General features: G+C 71.8%; 15 protein-coding genes. 7 read left to right on the forward strand and 8 right to left on the reverse strand.

Going from position 1 to position 15,389, the window contains the following annotated elements:
- Positions 1-26: 26 nt before the first annotated feature.
- The gene (locus AB0B33_RS37210; protein WP_360780811.1) at positions 27-233 is read right to left on the reverse strand and encodes a DUF4177 domain-containing protein; all 207 of its coding nucleotides are present in this window, start codon (positions 231-233) and stop codon (positions 27-29) included.
- A 100-nt stretch (positions 234-333) separates the two neighbouring features.
- Here AB0B33_RS37210 and AB0B33_RS37215 point away from each other — a divergent pair, with 100 nt between their 5' ends.
- From AB0B33_RS37215 to map, 3 genes are all read left to right on the forward strand, one after another.
- Positions 334-1,188 carry a GNAT family N-acetyltransferase gene (locus AB0B33_RS37215; RefSeq protein ID WP_247012807.1) on the forward strand — a complete coding sequence of 285 codons (855 nt, stop codon included), beginning with the start codon at positions 334-336 and terminating at the stop codon, positions 1,186-1,188.
- A 61-nt stretch (positions 1,189-1,249) separates the two neighbouring features.
- Positions 1,250-3,043 carry a penicillin-binding transpeptidase domain-containing protein gene (locus AB0B33_RS37220; protein WP_360780814.1) on the forward strand — a complete coding sequence of 598 codons (1,794 nt, stop codon included), beginning with the start codon at positions 1,250-1,252 and terminating at the stop codon, positions 3,041-3,043.
- A 23-nt stretch (positions 3,044-3,066) separates the two neighbouring features.
- A complete protein-coding gene (gene map / locus AB0B33_RS37225) occupies positions 3,067-3,924 on the forward strand; it encodes a type I methionyl aminopeptidase (RefSeq protein ID WP_360780817.1) in 858 nt (285 codons plus the stop codon).
- A gap of 1 nt (position 3,925) precedes the next feature.
- Here the strand turns inward: map and AB0B33_RS37230 are convergent, their stop codons facing one another.
- The 5 genes from AB0B33_RS37230 to AB0B33_RS37250 all read right to left on the reverse strand — a co-directional run bounded on the left by AB0B33_RS37230 (position 3,926) and on the right by AB0B33_RS37250 (position 7,887).
- Positions 3,926-4,729, reverse strand: a complete 804-nt coding sequence (locus AB0B33_RS37230; RefSeq protein ID WP_247012801.1) for an ABC transporter permease — start codon at positions 4,727-4,729, stop codon at positions 3,926-3,928.
- On the reverse strand, positions 4,729-5,685 hold the full coding sequence (locus AB0B33_RS37235) for an ATP-binding cassette domain-containing protein (protein ID WP_247012799.1): 957 nt from the start codon (positions 5,683-5,685) through the stop codon (positions 4,729-4,731). The genes AB0B33_RS37230 and AB0B33_RS37235 overlap by 1 nt, the downstream gene beginning before the upstream one ends.
- Before the next feature lie 26 nt (positions 5,686-5,711).
- Positions 5,712-6,554, reverse strand: coding sequence for a DUF4097 family beta strand repeat-containing protein (locus tag AB0B33_RS37240; protein WP_360780821.1), 843 nt, complete (start codon positions 6,552-6,554; stop codon positions 5,712-5,714).
- 69 nt (positions 6,555-6,623) lie between these two features.
- On the reverse strand, positions 6,624-7,112 hold the full coding sequence (locus AB0B33_RS37245) for a hypothetical protein (RefSeq protein WP_360780824.1): 489 nt from the start codon (positions 7,110-7,112) through the stop codon (positions 6,624-6,626).
- Positions 7,113-7,203: 91 nt separating this feature from the next.
- A complete protein-coding gene (locus tag AB0B33_RS37250) occupies positions 7,204-7,887 on the reverse strand; it encodes a GntR family transcriptional regulator (RefSeq protein WP_360780827.1) in 684 nt (227 codons plus the stop codon).
- 48 nt (positions 7,888-7,935) lie between these two features.
- Between AB0B33_RS37250 and AB0B33_RS37255 the strand changes: the two genes are divergently transcribed.
- The 3 genes from AB0B33_RS37255 (at position 7,936) to AB0B33_RS37265 (ending at position 11,990) form a co-directional block, all read left to right on the forward strand.
- Positions 7,936-9,165, forward strand: a complete 1,230-nt coding sequence (locus AB0B33_RS37255) for an MFS transporter (protein WP_360780830.1) — start codon at positions 7,936-7,938, stop codon at positions 9,163-9,165.
- A 51-nt stretch (positions 9,166-9,216) separates the two neighbouring features.
- Positions 9,217-10,113 carry an XRE family transcriptional regulator gene (locus AB0B33_RS37260; protein ID WP_360780833.1) on the forward strand — a complete coding sequence of 299 codons (897 nt, stop codon included), beginning with the start codon at positions 9,217-9,219 and terminating at the stop codon, positions 10,111-10,113.
- Between the two features lie 86 nt (positions 10,114-10,199).
- On the forward strand, positions 10,200-11,990 hold the full coding sequence (locus tag AB0B33_RS37265) for a proprotein convertase P-domain-containing protein (protein WP_360780836.1): 1,791 nt from the start codon (positions 10,200-10,202) through the stop codon (positions 11,988-11,990).
- A 45-nt stretch (positions 11,991-12,035) separates the two neighbouring features.
- On the opposite strand, the gene AB0B33_RS37270 is transcribed toward AB0B33_RS37265, so the two are convergent.
- On the reverse strand, positions 12,036-13,430 hold the full coding sequence (locus tag AB0B33_RS37270) for a mycothione reductase (RefSeq protein WP_360780839.1): 1,395 nt from the start codon (positions 13,428-13,430) through the stop codon (positions 12,036-12,038).
- Positions 13,431-13,526: 96 nt separating this feature from the next.
- Positions 13,527-14,387: a M15 family metallopeptidase gene (locus tag AB0B33_RS37275; RefSeq protein ID WP_360780842.1), complete on the reverse strand. Its 861-nt coding sequence runs from the start codon at positions 14,385-14,387 to the stop codon at positions 13,527-13,529.
- Positions 14,388-14,553: 166 nt separating this feature from the next.
- Between AB0B33_RS37275 and AB0B33_RS37280 the strand changes: the two genes are divergently transcribed.
- Positions 14,554-15,372, forward strand: a complete 819-nt coding sequence (locus AB0B33_RS37280; RefSeq protein WP_360780845.1) for a serine protease — start codon at positions 14,554-14,556, stop codon at positions 15,370-15,372.
- Positions 15,373-15,389 lie beyond the last annotated feature (17 nt).

Consider the following 15,389-nt stretch of genomic DNA (forward strand, 5'->3'; position numbering starts at 1 on the left):
GCGACATGAACGAGTCGTTCACGCCATCAGTCCACCGGCTTCTCGAAGGTGACCAGCAGCCCCTCGACCCCGCCGGGCCCGACCCGGCCCTTCACCTCCGCCGAGGTGATCGCCTTGAGCTGCCACCCGTCGGCCGCGTGGTCGTTGAGCAGCTTCTCGAGCTTGCCGCCCGACATCTTCCCGCCGAGCAGCTTCTCGCGGACCTCGACGACCTTGTACGTGTACCGCTGCATACGCCCGATTCTGCCCGCGGAACGCGAACCGGGCTGTTCATCTCAGCGTGTCGACGACCTCGCGTTCCGTTTACCGGCCGAATCTGGCACCCTGGACCTCGTGTTGCGGCTTGCAGGTGCACGGCTGCTCGATGATCGGGACTATCCGGCGGTCCGTGCCGCGCTCGCCGCCGACCCGGTGGGCAGCTGCATGGTCAGCGCCCGGGTCGAGGCTGCCGGTCTCGATCCGTGGCGGCTCGGTGGTGAGCTTTGGGCCGCCGACAGCCGCCCGGTTCGCGCCGGGCGGCTCCAAGGGCTGTGCTTCTCCGGGCCGAACCTCATCCCCCTGCGCGGCAACGCGCCCGCGTTGCGGTCCTTCGCCGACCGCGCGCTGCGAAGACAACGCACCTGCTCGTCCCTCGTCGGCCCGGCCGAGCAGGTGCTCGGGCTCTGGGACGAGCTGGAAGACGAGTGGGGCCCGGCCCGCGAGGTCCGGGACGACCAGCCGCTGATGGCGCTCGACGCCATGCCGCTCGTGGCCGCCGACCCCCTCGTGCGGCCGGTCCGGCCGGACGAGCTCGAGCGGTACCTGCCCGCCGCCGTGTCGATGTTCATCGAGGAGGTCGGCGTCGACCCGCGCAGCGGCGACGGCGGCGCCAGCTACCGCGCCCGCGTCACGGAGCTGATCGGCGCCGGGCGCGCGTTCGCCCGGTTCGAAAACGGCGAAGTCGTCTTCAAGGCCGAGATCGGCGCCATGTCGGCGACGGTCGGGCAGATCCAGGGCGTCTGGGTGCACCCCGAACGCCGCGGCAGCGGGCTCGGCACCGCCGGCACGGCCGCGGTCGTCAACCGGCTCGTCCGCGGCCTGGGCCGCACCGCGAGCCTGTACGTCAACGCGTTCAACACCCCCGCGCTCGCGGCCTACCGCAAGATCGGGTTCCAGCAGGTCGGCCAGTACGCGACGGTGCTGTTCTAGCCACTCTTCCGTGGCGGCGTTTCAGCCCGGCGGACACCCGCTGACCAGGCATTATCCCGCCATGAGTGCACGTCGACGCCGCGGTGTGCTCGCGGTGCTGCTGCTCGCCGCCGCGACCACGGCCGGGTGCTCGGGCGACGGTCCCGAGGACGCCCTCTCCGCCTTCCTGGACGCCGTCGCGTCCGGGGACATCGCCGCCGCCGCGGCGAACACCGACTCGCCCGACGCCGCGAAGACCGTGCTCAGCCAGGTCCGGGGCGTGCTCGATCCCGAGTCGCTCGACGTCGACGACGAAGAGGTGAAGCAGCCGGACGGCGACGTCGTCACGGCCGGCTACCGGCTGACCTGGCACCTGCCGCACGGCCGCAGCTGGTCCTACCGCGCCGACGCGCAGCTGCGCGCGGCCGAGAACGGCTGGCAGGTGCACTGGCAGCCGACCGTCGTGCACCCGCAGCTGGCCGTCGGCCAGACCCTCGGCTTGCTGCCCCAGCTGCCGGAGACCGCGCCGGTCCTCGACCGCGACGGCGTGCCGCTGATGCGCCCGCAGACCGTGATCGGCGTGGTCGTCGACCCGCAGAAGGCCGGCGACCCGAGCGCCGTCGCCGGGACGCTCGCCAAGGCCCTGCACCGGTACGAGCCGTCGGTCACCGGCCGCTCGGTGCTGGACGGGATGAGCAAGACCAAGCCCGGCGACGCCTACCCGGTGATCAGCCTGCGGGCCGGCGACTACCAGCGGGTCAAGCCGGTGATCTACGACCTGCCCGGCGTCCGCTTCGCCAGCCAGGAGCGGCTGCTGCCGGTGACCCGCGGGTCCGGGCAGCAGGTCCTGCCGGGCATCCGCGCGCTGGTCGAGCAGGAGCTGGCCGGGGCGGCGGGCTGGCGGATCGTCACCCGGGACGTCACCGGCGGCGAGTCGGCCGAACTCAAGGCCGAGCCGCCGCGGCCCGCGCCCGCCGTGACCAGCACGCTCAGCGCGCGGATCCAGGTCGCCGCCGAGAAGGCCCTCGAGACCGAGGAGTACCCGGCCGCGCTGGTGGCGATCCAGCCGTCGAGCGGCGACATCCTCGCCGTGGCGCAGAACGCCGCCGCCGACGGCGAAGGCTCGCTGGCGCTGGCCGGGCGCTACCCGCCGGGGTCGACGTTCAAGATCGTGACGGCGGCGGCCGCGCTGTCGACCGGCGACGTCGACGCCGAAAGCCCGGTCGACTGCCCCGGCACCACGACGATCGAAAACCGGGTCGTGCCGAACGAAGGCCGCTTCGACCTGGGCCGGGTCCCGTTGAAGACGGCGTTCGCGCGGTCCTGCAACACGACCTTCGCCCGGCTCGCCGCGGGCCTGCCTGCCTCGGCGCTCACCGACACCGCCCGCTCGTTCGGGCTCGGCGCGGACTTCGTCGTGCCCGGCCTGACCACGGTCACCGGCGCCGTGCCGGCCAGCGACTCGGCCGTCCAGCGCGCGGAAAACGGCTTCGGCCAGGGCACGGTGGTGACCAGCCCGTTCGGCATGGCGCTGGCCGCGGCGACCGTGCAGGCCGGGAAGGTGCCGACGCCGTCGCTGGTGAAGGGGATGCCGGCGAGCACGAAGAACGTCGGCGACGCGCCGTCGCAGGACGTCCTCGACGCGCTGCGCGGGATGATGCGCGAGGTCGTCACCGCGGGGACGGCGACCGGCCTGCGGGACATCCCCGACGTCGCGGGCAAGACCGGCACCGCCCAGTTCGGCGACGGCTCCCGCTCGCACGGCTGGTTCGTCGGCTACCGCGGCGACCTGGCGTTCGCCGTGCTGCTGACCGAGGCGGGCTCGTCGAAACCCGCGGTGCAGGCGGCCCACCGGTTCCTGGCGGGGCTCGGCTGAGCGGGCCGTCGTAAAGTGGGGGCATGTCCGTTCGTGCCCCGCTGGTTCCCGGCGTTCAGACGCCGCGCCGTGACGTCCCCAGTTCCATCGCCCGTCCCGAGTACGTGGACAAGCCGGCGCCGAAGCGGGACACCGGCAACGGCGTGCGCACGCCCGAGGTGATCGAGGCGATGCGGATCGCGAGCCGGATCGCCGCGCAGGCGCTGGAAGAGGGCGGCAAGGCGGTCAAGCCGGGCGCCACCACCGACGACATCGACAAGGTGGTACACGAGTTCGTCCTCGACCACCACGCCTACCCCTCGACGCTGGGCTACCGCCACTTCCCGAAGTCGTGCTGCACCTCGCTCAACGAGGTCATCTGCCACGGCATCCCGGACTCGACGGTGATCGAGGACGGCGACATCTGCAACATCGACGTCACCGCCTACATCGGCGGCGTCCACGGCGACACGAACGGGACGTTCCTGGCCGGCGACGTCTCCGAGGAGGCCCGCCTGCTGGTCGAGCGCACCCGCGAGGCGACGATGCGGGCGATCAAGGCGGTCCGGCCGGGCCGCCGGCTCAACGTGATCGGCCGGGTCATCGAGTCCTACGCCAAGCGCTTCGGCTACGGCGTGGTCCGCGACTTCACCGGCCACGGCGTCGGCCCCGCGTTCCACACGCCGCCGACGGTCCTGCACTACGAAGAGCCCTCCGTCGACACGATCATCGAGGAGGGCATGACCTTCACGATCGAGCCGATGATCACGCTGGGCACCATCGACTACGACATCTGGCCCGACGACTGGACCGTCACCACGAAGGACAAGAAGTGGACGGCCCAGTTCGAGCACACCCTCGTGGTGACGGCCGACGGCAGCGAGATCCTCACGCTGCCGTGAGTCAGTGGCTCGTGGCCTTCTTGTAGCAGCGCACCGAAAGCGGCACGAAGATCGCCAGCAGCACCGCGATCCACAGCACCGAAGCCAGCACCGCGTGCTGCATCGGCCAGACGTCGTGCACCGGCATCGACGCGCTCGTGTTGCCGAACAGCTCCCGCGCCGCCTGCGTGATCGCCGAGACCGGGTTCCAGTCCGCGATCACCCGCAGGGGGGTGGGCAGGCGGCCGCTGTCGACGAACGTGTTGGCCAGGAACGTGAGCGGGAAGATCGCCACGCTCGAGACGTTGTTGAACACCTCGGGCTTGCGCACGGCCAGGCCGAGCGTCCCCATCACCCAGGACAGCGCGTAGGCGAAGGCGAGCAGCAGGACGACGCCGCCGAGCGCTTCGAGCGGGCCGGTGTGGATGCGCCAGCCGACGAGCAAGCCCACGATCCCCATGATGAGCAGGCTCGTCACGTTGAGGATCAGATCCGCCGTGGTCCGTCCGATCAGCACCGCGGCCGGCGACATCGGCAGCGATCTGAACCGGTCGATGATGCCCTTCTGCAGGTCGTCGGTCAGCCCGTAGCCGGTGACGATGCTGCCCATCGCCACCGCGAGGGTGAAGATCCCCGGGAGCATGAACTCGCGGTACGACATGCCGGGGATGTCGATCACGCTGCCGAACACGTAGCCGAAGAGCAGCACGAACATCACCGGCATGAACACGATGGACCCGAGCAGGTCCAGCGACCGGACGATCTTGATCGAGTTGCGCTTGGCGACGGTCACGCCGTCGGTCACGGCCATCTGCACCGCGTTCATCACACGGCCTCCTTCGCGGTCTCGGCCACGTCGTGGCCCGTCAGAGTGAGGAAAACGTCGTCGAGGGTGGGGCGGCGGACACCGACGTCGCGGACGTCGACGCCGTCGGCGGCGAGCAGGGCGAGCGCTTCGGTAAGCGCTTTCGCGCCGTGGGTCACGGGCACGGTGAGCCGGAACGCCTCGGCCTGCGGCTCCCCGCTGGCCAGCCGCGCCAGCGCCCGCTGCGCGACTCCGACGTCGGCGTGCGTGCCGACGGTCAGCTCGATCCGCTCGCCGCCGACCAGGTCCTTGAGCTCGTCGGCGGTGCCGCGGGCGATCACGCGCCCGTGGTCGACGACGGCGATGCTGTCGGCCAGCCGGTCGGCCTCTTCGAGGTACTGCGTGGTCAGCAGCAGCGTGGTGCCGCCGGCGACCAGTTCGGTGATCACGTCCCACAGCTCGGTGCGGGCGCGCGGGTCGAGCCCGGTCGTGGGCTCGTCGAGGAACAGCACCGGCGGGTTGGCCACGAGCGCGCCGGCCAGGTCGAGCCGGCGCCGCATGCCGCCGGAGTAGCCCTTCACCGGCCGGTCGGCGGCGTCTTCGAGGCTGAACCGGGCCAGCAGCTCCCGGCCGCGGGCCTTGGCCCGCTTGGTGCCCAGGTGGTAGAGCCGCCCGACCATTTCGAGGTTCTCGGCTCCGGTCAGCTCCTGGTCGACGGCGGCGTACTGCCCCGACGCGCCGATGTGCGAACGCAGCTCGTGCGCGTCCTTCACGACGTCGAACCCGGCGACGGTCGCGCGGCCGGCGTCCGGCTTCTGCAGCGTCGTGAGGATCTGGACGGTGGTGGTCTTCCCGGCGCCGTTCGGTCCGAGCACGCCGAGCACGGTGCCTTCCGGGACCCGCAGGTCCATCCCGTCGAGCGCGGTGACGGAGCCGTACTTCTTGACGAGCCCTTCGGCCACGATGGCGTCTGGCATGGTCTTCCCCTTGTCTGCTTGGAGTTTCAGGCCCGGCGGATGACGATGTCGCCGGTGTAGGTGTGGGCTTTGACCTCGACCGTTTCCGTGGTCCCGCCCGGCCCCTCGGACGGGGTGAGCGTGTTGCGCACGGAGCCGGTCAGGGAGTTGAGCTCGAGCCAGGCGGCGGTGCCTTCGCGGACGCCGACCTCGATCTCGCCGACCGCGGTCTCCAGGACGACGGCGTCGCGGATGACCTCGTTGATCCGGATGTCGCCGGACGCGGTCTTGGCGTGCACGGCCGCGTGGGCGAGGGAGACGAAGATGTCGCCGTTGGCGGTGCTGACCCGCAGGTCGCCGGTGACCTCGCCGATGCGGGTCTCGCCGTTGGAGTTCTTCAGCACGGCGGTGCCGTCGATCTCGCGGATCCGCAGCTCGCCGGAGCCGGTGTGGGCCTCGACGTGCCCGGTGGCCCGCTCGACGGTGACGTCGCCGGTGGCGGTGCTCGCCTCGAGCCGGGCGGCTTCGTCGACGTGGATGTCGCCGACCGAGGTCTTGATGCGGCTGTCGCCGACGTGACCGCTGACCCGGATGTCGCCCATGGCGGCCGTGGACCGCAGGCGCGAGCCGGCGGGCAGTTCGACCGTGATGTGCAGGGAGCCGCCCCGGCCCCACAGCTTGGTGGCGTACTTCGGGCCCTTGACCAGCAGCTCGCCGCTCGCGAACTCGACGCGGGTCTTGGCGACCGCCTTCACGTCTTCGGGTTCGGACGGGTCGGCGGGCTCGACCTCGACGGTGGTTTCCGCGCGCTCGCCGGCGACGATCCGGATGTCGGCGATGCTTACGTCGAGCGTGGCCGAGATCGGCTCGGGGGTGGCGAAAACGGGCATGGCTGCGCCCTCCTGGGGTGCTCTGGTGGCGTCTCCGCAGGTCGGAGACGTGAAGGGAAGAGGGGTGGGTTACTGGACCCAGCCGGTGTACTTCTCACCGAAGGCCGAACGGCGCTGGGTCTGGCTCTTGCCGGGCCGGAGTGCGGCGTGCGCGGCCCGGACGAGCCACGCGTTGGTCGAGAGCATTTCGCGGTTCGCCGCCTCTTCGACGCGCTGCTTGAGCGCTTCGGGCAGCCGGAGGTTGATCCGGGCCACGGCGCCGTCGTCGGTTTCCGGGGGTGCCGGCGGCGTTTCCTGGGGCGGCGGTTCGGGAGCGGTCGGCAGCGCGACGGCGAATTCGGCTTCGCGGCGGCGCAGGCGGACTTCGACGGAACCGGGCGCGAGGTCGCGGGTGATCTCGTCGGCCGCCGCGGAAAGGGCGTCGAGCAGGGTGAGCCGGATCGCCGATTCGAGCGGCGCGGTGAGCCGCTCGGCGAGTGCGACGGCTTCCTCGCCCGCCGCTTCGGCGGCGACCGCGAGCTCCCGGCGGAGTTCGTCTACGAAGGGCGTCAGGTCCATGGCACAACTATGGCGCCACGGTGGTGCCATGACAACCCTGAACTGGCACCCTTAGGGGTCGATCGTGGTGCCAGCGTGGCGAATGTGCAGGTCAGGCGCTTTCGATGCGCTCCAGCAACTCGTCCAGGAACCCGCACGCCTCGGCGGCGGCCCGATCCGCGTCGCGGTCGGCGATGGCCCGGGCGAGCCCTTCGTGGCCGATCTCGGGTGCGTGCTCCGCGCCCGGCGTGATGCTGGACGTCGCCGCGACGCTGGCCGTGATGACCTCGGTCAGCCCGCGGTAGAGCTCGGTGAGCAGCCGGTTGTGGCCGGCGCGCACGACGGCGCAGTGGAACTCCGCGTCCGTGCGCGCGAAGTCCTCCCACCGCCCTTCTCGCAGCTCGGTCTCCCGGCGGGAGAGCACGGCCCACAGCCCGGCGACCTCTTCCTCGGTTCGCTCGGCTGCGGCCAGGCGCGCGCCTTCGACTTCCAAGGTGCGCCGGACCTGCAGGACTTCGCGCAGCTCCGACCCGCAGAGCCGCCGGATCGCGCCGGACACCTCGCTCGTGGCGCGCACGTACGTGCCGTCGCCCTGCCGGACCTCCAGCAGGCCGGTGTGGGCGAGCGCGCGCACGGCTTCGCGAACGGTGTTGCGTCCGACGCCGAGCTGGTCGACGAGCTCGGCCTCGGTGGGGATGCGTTCGCCGATGGGCCATTCGCCCTGCGTGACCGCGGTCCGCAGCTGGTCGATGACCTGGTCGACGAGGCCTGCTCGCCGGGTGGTGGCCAGAGGCACAGGATTATCCCTTCATCCAATCATCCTACGTATGCGATAGTAGCGGTCATGCACGTCGAACACCGTGAATCCGGCCTCGAACCCGAACTGGACGGCGCCGTGGAGTTCCGCGCGCCGGGCGTGGTCGCCGCCGGCGTGCTGCTCGCGGTCGCGGTGGTGCTCACCGCCCTCAACCTGCGCCCGGCCATCACCGGCGTCGGCCCCATGCTCGCGGAAATGCGCCAGGACCTGGGGACGTCCGGCGTCTGGGCCGGCGTGCTCACGACGTTGCCGACGCTCTGCTTCGCCGGCGCCGGGCTGGCCGCGCCGCTGCTCGCCCGCCGGGCCGGCATCGGCGCCGCCATCGGGATCGCGCTCGGGACGCTCGCGACCGGGCTCGTGCTGCGCGTGCTCGACGGCCCGGCCGTGGTGCTCGGCGGGACGCTCGTGGCGACCGCCGGCATCGCCCTGATCAACGTGCTGATCCCGGTGGTCATCAAGGACTCCTTCCCGGCCCGCATCGGCGTCATGACCGGTGTCTACACCGCGGCCCTGCAGGGCGGCGGCGCGCTCGGGTCGGCCGTGACCCCGCAGCTCGGCGACGCGTTCGGCGGCTGGCGCCCGGCACTGGGCAGCTGGGCCGTGGTGGCCGTCGTCGCGTTGCTGGCGTGGATTCTCGCAGCCCGCGGCACCGGCCGGGCACCGAGGCACACCGATGCCGCCCAGGCCGGCCGGTCGCTGCTGCGCAACCGCCTGGCCTGGATCGTCACGGTGTTCTTCGGGCTGCAGGCGTTCTACGCCTACGCGGCGATGGGCTGGTTCCCGCAGGTGCTGATGGACGCGGGCGTGTCCCGCGACGACGCCGGCCTGCTGTTCGGCCTGGTCTCGCTGATCGCCGTGCCGATCAGCCTCTTCGTCGCGCCGATGGCCGCCCGGCAGCGCGGGCAAGGTCCGTGGATCGCGGCCCTCGGCGTGTTCGGCTTCGCCGGCACCGCCGGGCTGATGCTCGCCCCGGCGTGGTCGCCGCTGCTCTGGAGCCTGCTGATCGGGCTCGGCATGAGCGTGTTCTCGCTGGCGCTGACCGTGATCGCGCTGCGGGCGCGGACCGGTGCGGACACCGCCCGGCTGTCCGGGATGGCGCAGGGCTTCGGCTACCTGTTCGCCGCGCTCGGGCCGTTCCTCTTCGGCCTGCTGCACGACGTCGCGGGCGGCTGGACCGTGCCGCTGGCGATGCTGCTCGGCCTGCTCGTCGTGCAGGTGGTGTTCGGCGCGCTCGCCGGTCGCGGCCGGTTCGTCTGATTCTTAACTGTTAACGCCGTTCGCCGGGCCGGCGCGGCTTAAGCTCGTCCGGTGGCCGTGCCGTCCCCCGACCTCGGGGCGTTGCTGCGCGAGGGCCCGTTCGACGCCGCCCTGCGCGCGGCCATCCGCGCCCGCGGGCTGAGCCTGGACCGGCTCCGCGAGCACCTGCGCGCTCGCGGCGTCTCCGTCACGACGGCGACGTTGAGCTACTGGCAGTCCGGCCGCAGCCGTCCCGAGCGGCACGAGTCGGTGCGCGGGTTGCGGCAGCTCGAAGCCGTCCTGGAGGTGCCGGCCGGGTCGCTCGTCGCCTTGCTCGGCCCGCCCCGCGCGCGCCGGTCCGCGGCCGCGGAGATCGGCCGGTTCTGGCCGGACGAACGGCGGATCGACGCCGCGGTGTCCGATGTGGACACCCGGTGGGACGAGCGGCTGACCCGGCTCAGCCAGCACGACGTCGTCACCGTCGGAGCCGGCCGTGAGGAGTTGGAGTTCCGGTCGCGGCAGGTGCTGCGCGCCGAGGCCGACGGCCCGGACCGGTGGGTGGTCATCCTGCACCTGGACGAGCACGACCGGCCGCTGCCGGAACTGCGCTCGCTGCGCGGCTGCCGCCCCGGCCGCAGCGTGCTGAAGCCCGAAGACGGCCTGCTCGTCGTCGAACTGCTCTTCGCCAGGCCGCTCGAACGCGGCGAAACGGTGCTCACCGAGCACACGCTCGTGAACCGCGCGCCGTACCCGGTCGCGACGAACTACGAACGCAAATTCCGGCTCCCGGTCCGCGAATACGTACTCGAAATCCGGTTCTCGCCGGAGGCGGTCCCGCCGGTCTGCCGCCGCTTCGCCGAGCCCGGCGAAGAAACCGAAGTCGTGCCGGAAGACGATGCGGTGCACGGAGTCGCGCTCAACTTCGGCCCCGGCCGGTACGGCTTCGAATGGGATTGGCCCGCCAGTTAACTGTTAAAGACTTGCGGATCTGCAAAACCGGCTTTCCGGCGGCTTACCGTCTGCGCACCCCACTCGCCGATCCGAGGAGAAAATCGATGCGCAGATTCGTTTCCGTCGCCGGCGTGGCCGCGCTGGCCGCGCTCGGGCTGGGTGTCTCGCCCGCCGAAGCGGCTCCGGGGCACCCGGACGCCGAGGTGACGGGCGTCGCCGCGGCGTTCGGGCTCACCGCGGACGAGGCCCGCGCCCAGCTCACCGCCCAGGACGACGCCCACCGGCTGGCCGCCGCCTTGCCCGCTTCGGTGCGCGCGCGGTCGGCCGGGCAGTGGTTCGACGCCGCCACCGGGAAGCTGACTGTCGCCGTCACGACGGCCGAAGCCGCCTCGCAGGTACGTGCCGCGGGGGCGGAGGCTCGCGTGGTCGCGCGGAGCCAGGCCGACCTGGACCGCACCGACGCGGCGGTCCGTGCCCTGGTCGGTGCGGGCGTACCCGGCGTCTACGGCTGGGGCGTGGACGTCCGCGGCAACGAGGTCGGCGTGGACGTCGACCGGACGAAGAAGACCGCGGCGACCGAGAGTTTTCTGTCCCGGGCAAGGGAACTCGGGGTCCGGATCACCGAGACGGCGTCGTCCCCGCGGCAGCAGTCGGGCACGATCCAGACCGGGAACCCGTGGTGGCCGGGCAGCGAAAGCAACTGCTCGGTCGGCTTCCCGGTGACGGATCCGGGCGGTGCCAAGCACTTCCTGACCGCGGGTCACTGCACGAACGACCGCGACCAAGCCGCGTACGGCGCGTCGGGGCAGCAGAATCGGATCGGCACGTCGAACGTCGGCGGCACCCACAGCGTCAACGCGCGTGAAGGCGACATGGGCGTCGTCGCGGTGACCGAGGCCGGGTGGAACCTGTCGGCGGCGGTCAACACCTGGGGCCAGCCCGCGATCACGCTGACCGGCGCGGCCGAGGCGATGGTCGGCGACCGCGTCTGCCACTCCGGCAACACTTCGCACTGGCAGTGCGGCGAGGTGAAGTACACGCACAAGTCCGCCGACTACGGCGGCGGCCTGGTCATCGACGACCTCACCTGGACGACGGCGTGCTCCCTCGGCGGCGACTCCGGCGGCGGCTGGCTGCTCGGCGACAAGGCCACCGGCCTGCACGACGGCGGCCCGTCGCAGTGCGTGGACAACCCCTCCGACGGAGACCTGTCCCTGTTCCAGCCGGTGGCCGAGGCGTTGACCAAGTGGCAGCTCAGGCTGGTGACCAGCGGTGGCACCACGCCGCCGGGCGCACCCGCCGCCCCGCGGGTCACCGGCACGACGGCCACCAGCGTCTCGCTGGCCTGGGACGCGTCCACCGGCGACGTCACCGCGTACGACGTCTACAACGGCTCCGCGCTCGCCACGAGCGTCACCGGGACTTCGGCGACCGTCACCGGGCTCTCGCCGGACACCGCGTACACGTTCACGGTCAAGGCCCGCGATGCCGCCGGCAACGTGTCGCCGGCCAGCGCCCCGGTTCCGGCGAGGACCCAGGCAGGTGGCAGCGGCCGGACGTTGACCAACGACACCGACTACGCGATCCGCGACTACCAGCAGGTGCTCAGCCCGATCACGTCCACCCTGACCGGCCAGGCGGCGACCCCGCTGTCGGTCGCGGTGACCATCCGCCACACGTGCGCCGAAGACCTCGGCGTCACGCTGCTGGACCCGAAGGGCAAGGCGTACGCGCTCAAGTACAGCGGCGGCGGCACGTGCACGGCCTGGACCGGCTTGCGGACGTTCACCGTTCCCGCGGCCGCCACGCCGGCGTCGGGCAAGTGGCAGCTGCGCGTCACCGACTACGGGCCCGGCGACACCGGCACCCTCGACACCTGGTCCCTCACGCTGTAGGACTCCCGCGGGCCGGGCGCTGAACCCCGCCCGGCCCGCGGTGACTCAGTCCAGCGGCAGGTTGAGCAGGGCGTTCTCGATCAGCTCCGGCATCGCCGGGTGGATCCAGTACTGCCCGCGCGCCATGCTCCGCGCGTCGAGCCCGAAGCTCATCGCCTGGATCAGCGGCTGGATCACCGACGACGCCTGCGGCCCGATGATGTGCGCGCCGAGCAACCGGCCGGTCGCCGGGTCGGCCAGCAGCTTCGCGAAGCCCGTGGTGTCTTCCATCGCCCAGCCGTAGGCGATCCCGGCGTAGTCCTGCTTCGAAGTCACGTAGGAGACGCCCTTTTCGCGCGCCTTCCGCTCGGTGAGCCCGACGGACGCGACCTGCGGGTGGGTGAACACCGCGTGCGGCACGAACCGGTGGTCGGCGGTGATCCGCTCGTCCGGGTGCGCCAGGTTGTGCTGCACCACACGGGCTTCGTGGTTGGCGACGTGCTTCAGCTCGTGCGGCGAAGAAAGGTCGCCGAGCGCGTAGATGCCCTCGACCACGGTCTCCTGGTAGTCGTCGACCACGACGTGCCCACTGTCCATTGTGGTCACGCCGGTGGCGGCGACGTCGAGCAGGTCCGAGTTCGGCCGGCGGCCGGTCGCGACCAGCAGCACGTCGGCCTCGACGGTTTCGGCGCCCTGCGGTCCTTCGAGGTCCAGCGCGACGCCGTGGCCGGTCTTGCGCGCCCGCACGGTCTTGCGGTCGAGGCGGACGTCGAAGCGTTCCGAAGCCAGCTCGGTGAACCGCGCACTGACGTCGTCGTCCTCGGAGCGCAGCAACCGCCCGGACCGGTTGACCAGCGTGACGTGGACGCCGAACGACGCGAAGACGTGCGCGAACTCGGCCGCGATGTACCCGCCGCCGAGGACGACGATGCGCTCGGGCAGTTCGTCGAGCCGCATCACGGTGTCGGAGGTGTGGTACTCGACGGTGTCGAGGCCGGGGATCTCCGGGATCACCGGGCGCCCGCCCGCGGCGAGCACGAACTTGTCGGCGGTCAGCACCTCGTCGGGGCGCCCGTCGGCGAAGCTGACGCGCAGCTCCTTGTGCCCGGTGAAGCGGGCGGTGCCGTCGTAGACGTCGACGTTGGCGTTGTCCTCGTGGCTGCGGCGGTACTCCGCGCCGCCCGCGGCGATCGGATCGATCCGGCCGAAGATCCGGTCGCGGACGTCCCGCCAGCGCACGCCCTTCAGCTCTTCGTCGACGCCGTACTTCGCGCTGTGCGAAGGCGTGTACGCGACGTCGGCGGCGTACACGAACATCTTCGTCGGGATGCAGCCGACGTTGAGGCAGGTGCCCCCGAACGTGCCCTTCTCGACGATCGCCGTCTGCTTGCCGGCGAAATCCGGGCCGAGGATCGAATTCCCCGATCCCGTCCCGACGATCACCAGGTCGTAGTGGGGCACTGCATCCTCCGCGGGGTCGGCTCCGGTCGATTCACCCTAGCCAACCGGCTGCGGGGAGCGGGTGTTCCCCGATGTGCTTAACGTCGTATTACGTGGTCAGTGGCCGTTGCCGGTGAAGTGCATCCGGTCCTTGGGGCTGGTCCACGCGCCGCCCCAGCTCCAGCCGATCGCGGCGAACGCCCGCACGGTCGCGTCGCCGGCCAGGACCATGCCGGGCCGCCGGTTCGAGCGGTCGACGTAGGCCGAGGCCAGCTCGGGCAGCACGAGATCACCCTGGGTGTAGGGGTTGCAGAACGGGTTGACGTCGACGGCGAGGCCGTACGCGTGCGCCGACCACGACGTCTGCCCGCGGGCCGGGCGGCAGACGAACGCGCTGGTCGAGTTGCCGTCGCCGGTCGGCGGCAGGGTCAGTTCTTCCGGGCTGGTCACGCGCATCTCTTCGAGGGGGAAGCGCGCCGCGAAGAGCTTTCCGAAGACCTGGGTGATCCCGGCGGCGCCCTTCGCGTTGACCAGCATTTCGCCGGTGTGCGCGCGGCCGTCGAAACCCCAGAACGACATCGTCAGGTAGCGCAGGTCGGTCGCTTCGACCGGGCACCCGGCCTGCCAGGTGCTGCGCGCGAGGACGTCGGCGGGCACCGCGCTGACCGTCGAGGCGTACTGGTCGCCGGCGGGCGGCGGGAAGAGGTCTTTTGTCGGAAGTGCCCGGTTCACCAGTTCGGGTGGCGTCGGTTCGATCTCGCCGAACCCGTCCGGGCGCCGGGGGAGTGGCCGGGCACCCACCTGCCAGGTGACGGCGGGCGCGCTCGGCGCCGTCACCGGCGCTCGAGTTGTCGGCGCCGGGGTTGTCCTGGTGCTCGGCGTCGAGGGCACGGGTTGCGGCGTCGACGGCACTTCGGAGGCGCACGAGGTCAGCGTCAGGGCCAGTACCGCCCCGAACACCGCTGCCGTCCGCCGCATCCGGCCAGCTTGACAGAGGCGGCCGGAAAGCGCGGAGTCCACCCGTTCCAGTGACACCGCTTTGGGCCCACTCGGATTAGGGTATTCAGCGCACGGCGTTCACGCACCGGAGTCGCCCGGGTGCCGAGCGCTTGTTCTTTGCCGTGTCTGATGAGGGGAACGTCCCATGTCCGTGAAGTCCCGTCGATCCCTGCTGCTCGCGAGCGGCGCGCTCCTCGCCGTGGCCGCGGTGGCCGTCCCGGTCGTGGTCGGCACGGCGTCGGCGGATCCCGGATCCGGCAACCAGGCGCGCATCGTCGGCGGCGAAAAGGCGTCGCTCGGCGAACACCCGTACGCGGTGTACCTGACCGACAGCGGCGGAAACCAGTTCTGCGGCGCGGTGATCGTCAGCTCCACGGCGGTCGCGACGGCGGCCCACTGCGCGAAGGCGGTCGCGAAGCAGGACGTCCGCGTGGTGGCGGGCCGCGAGGACAAGCGCACGGAGGACGGTCAGGTCCTCAGCGTCTCGAAGGTCTGGATCAGCAAGGGCTACAGCGACCCGACGCAGGGCGACGACGTCGCGGTGCTGTCCGTCCGCGGCCAGCTCGACTACCGGCCCGCGCAGCTGCCGGGCAAGGGCGACGCGAGCCTGTACGCGGCAGGCACGAAGGCGACGGTCCTCGGCTGGGGACGCGTCGCCGACGGCGGCGCCCGGTCGGACTACCTGCGCAGCGTCGACGTCCCGCTGGTCTCCGACACCGACTGCAGCTCCGACTACAACGTCTACAACCAGAGGACGATGGTCTGCGCGGGCTACCCCGACGGCGGCAAGGACGCCTGCCAAGGCGACTCCGGCGGCCCCCTGGTCGTGGGCGACACCCTGGTCGGCATCGTCTCCTTCGGCGACGGCTGCGGCAAGGCGGGCAAACCGGGCGTCTACACCCGCGTCTCGGCGTACACCGACGACATCGAAGCCCAGGCGAAGCCGCGCACGCTCTTCCCGTAGAGCGTGGTAAGCAGGGG

The organism is Amycolatopsis sp. NPDC049159, assembly GCF_040648295.1.
In the GTDB taxonomy this organism is placed as follows: Bacteria; Actinomycetota; Actinomycetes; order Mycobacteriales; family Pseudonocardiaceae; genus Amycolatopsis; species Amycolatopsis pretoriensis_A.

Bases quoted from the DNA above. Each gene is read 5' to 3' on its own strand.
- AB0B33_RS37210 (WP_360780811.1), bottom strand. From the start codon at position 233: ATGCAGCGGTACACGTACAAGGTCGTCGAGGTCCGCGAGAAGCTGCTC.
- AB0B33_RS37220 (WP_360780814.1), top strand. From the start codon at position 1,250: ATGAGTGCACGTCGACGCCGCGGTGTGCTCGCGGTGCTGCTGCTCGCC.
- map (WP_360780817.1), top strand. From the start codon at position 3,067: ATGTCCGTTCGTGCCCCGCTGGTTCCCGGCGTTCAGACGCCGCGCCGT.
- AB0B33_RS37230 (WP_247012801.1), bottom strand. From the start codon at position 4,729: ATGAACGCGGTGCAGATGGCCGTGACCGACGGCGTGACCGTCGCCAAG.
- AB0B33_RS37235 (WP_247012799.1), bottom strand. From the start codon at position 5,685: ATGCCAGACGCCATCGTGGCCGAAGGGCTCGTCAAGAAGTACGGCTCC.
- AB0B33_RS37240 (WP_360780821.1), bottom strand. From the start codon at position 6,554: ATGCCCGTTTTCGCCACCCCCGAGCCGATCTCGGCCACGCTCGACGTA.
- AB0B33_RS37245 (WP_360780824.1), bottom strand. From the start codon at position 7,112: ATGGACCTGACGCCCTTCGTAGACGAACTCCGCCGGGAGCTCGCGGTC.
- AB0B33_RS37255 (WP_360780830.1), top strand. From the start codon at position 7,936: ATGCACGTCGAACACCGTGAATCCGGCCTCGAACCCGAACTGGACGGC.
- AB0B33_RS37265 (WP_360780836.1), top strand. From the start codon at position 10,200: ATGCGCAGATTCGTTTCCGTCGCCGGCGTGGCCGCGCTGGCCGCGCTC.
- AB0B33_RS37275 (WP_360780842.1), bottom strand. From the start codon at position 14,387: ATGCGGCGGACGGCAGCGGTGTTCGGGGCGGTACTGGCCCTGACGCTG.
- AB0B33_RS37280 (WP_360780845.1), top strand. From the start codon at position 14,554: ATGTCCGTGAAGTCCCGTCGATCCCTGCTGCTCGCGAGCGGCGCGCTC.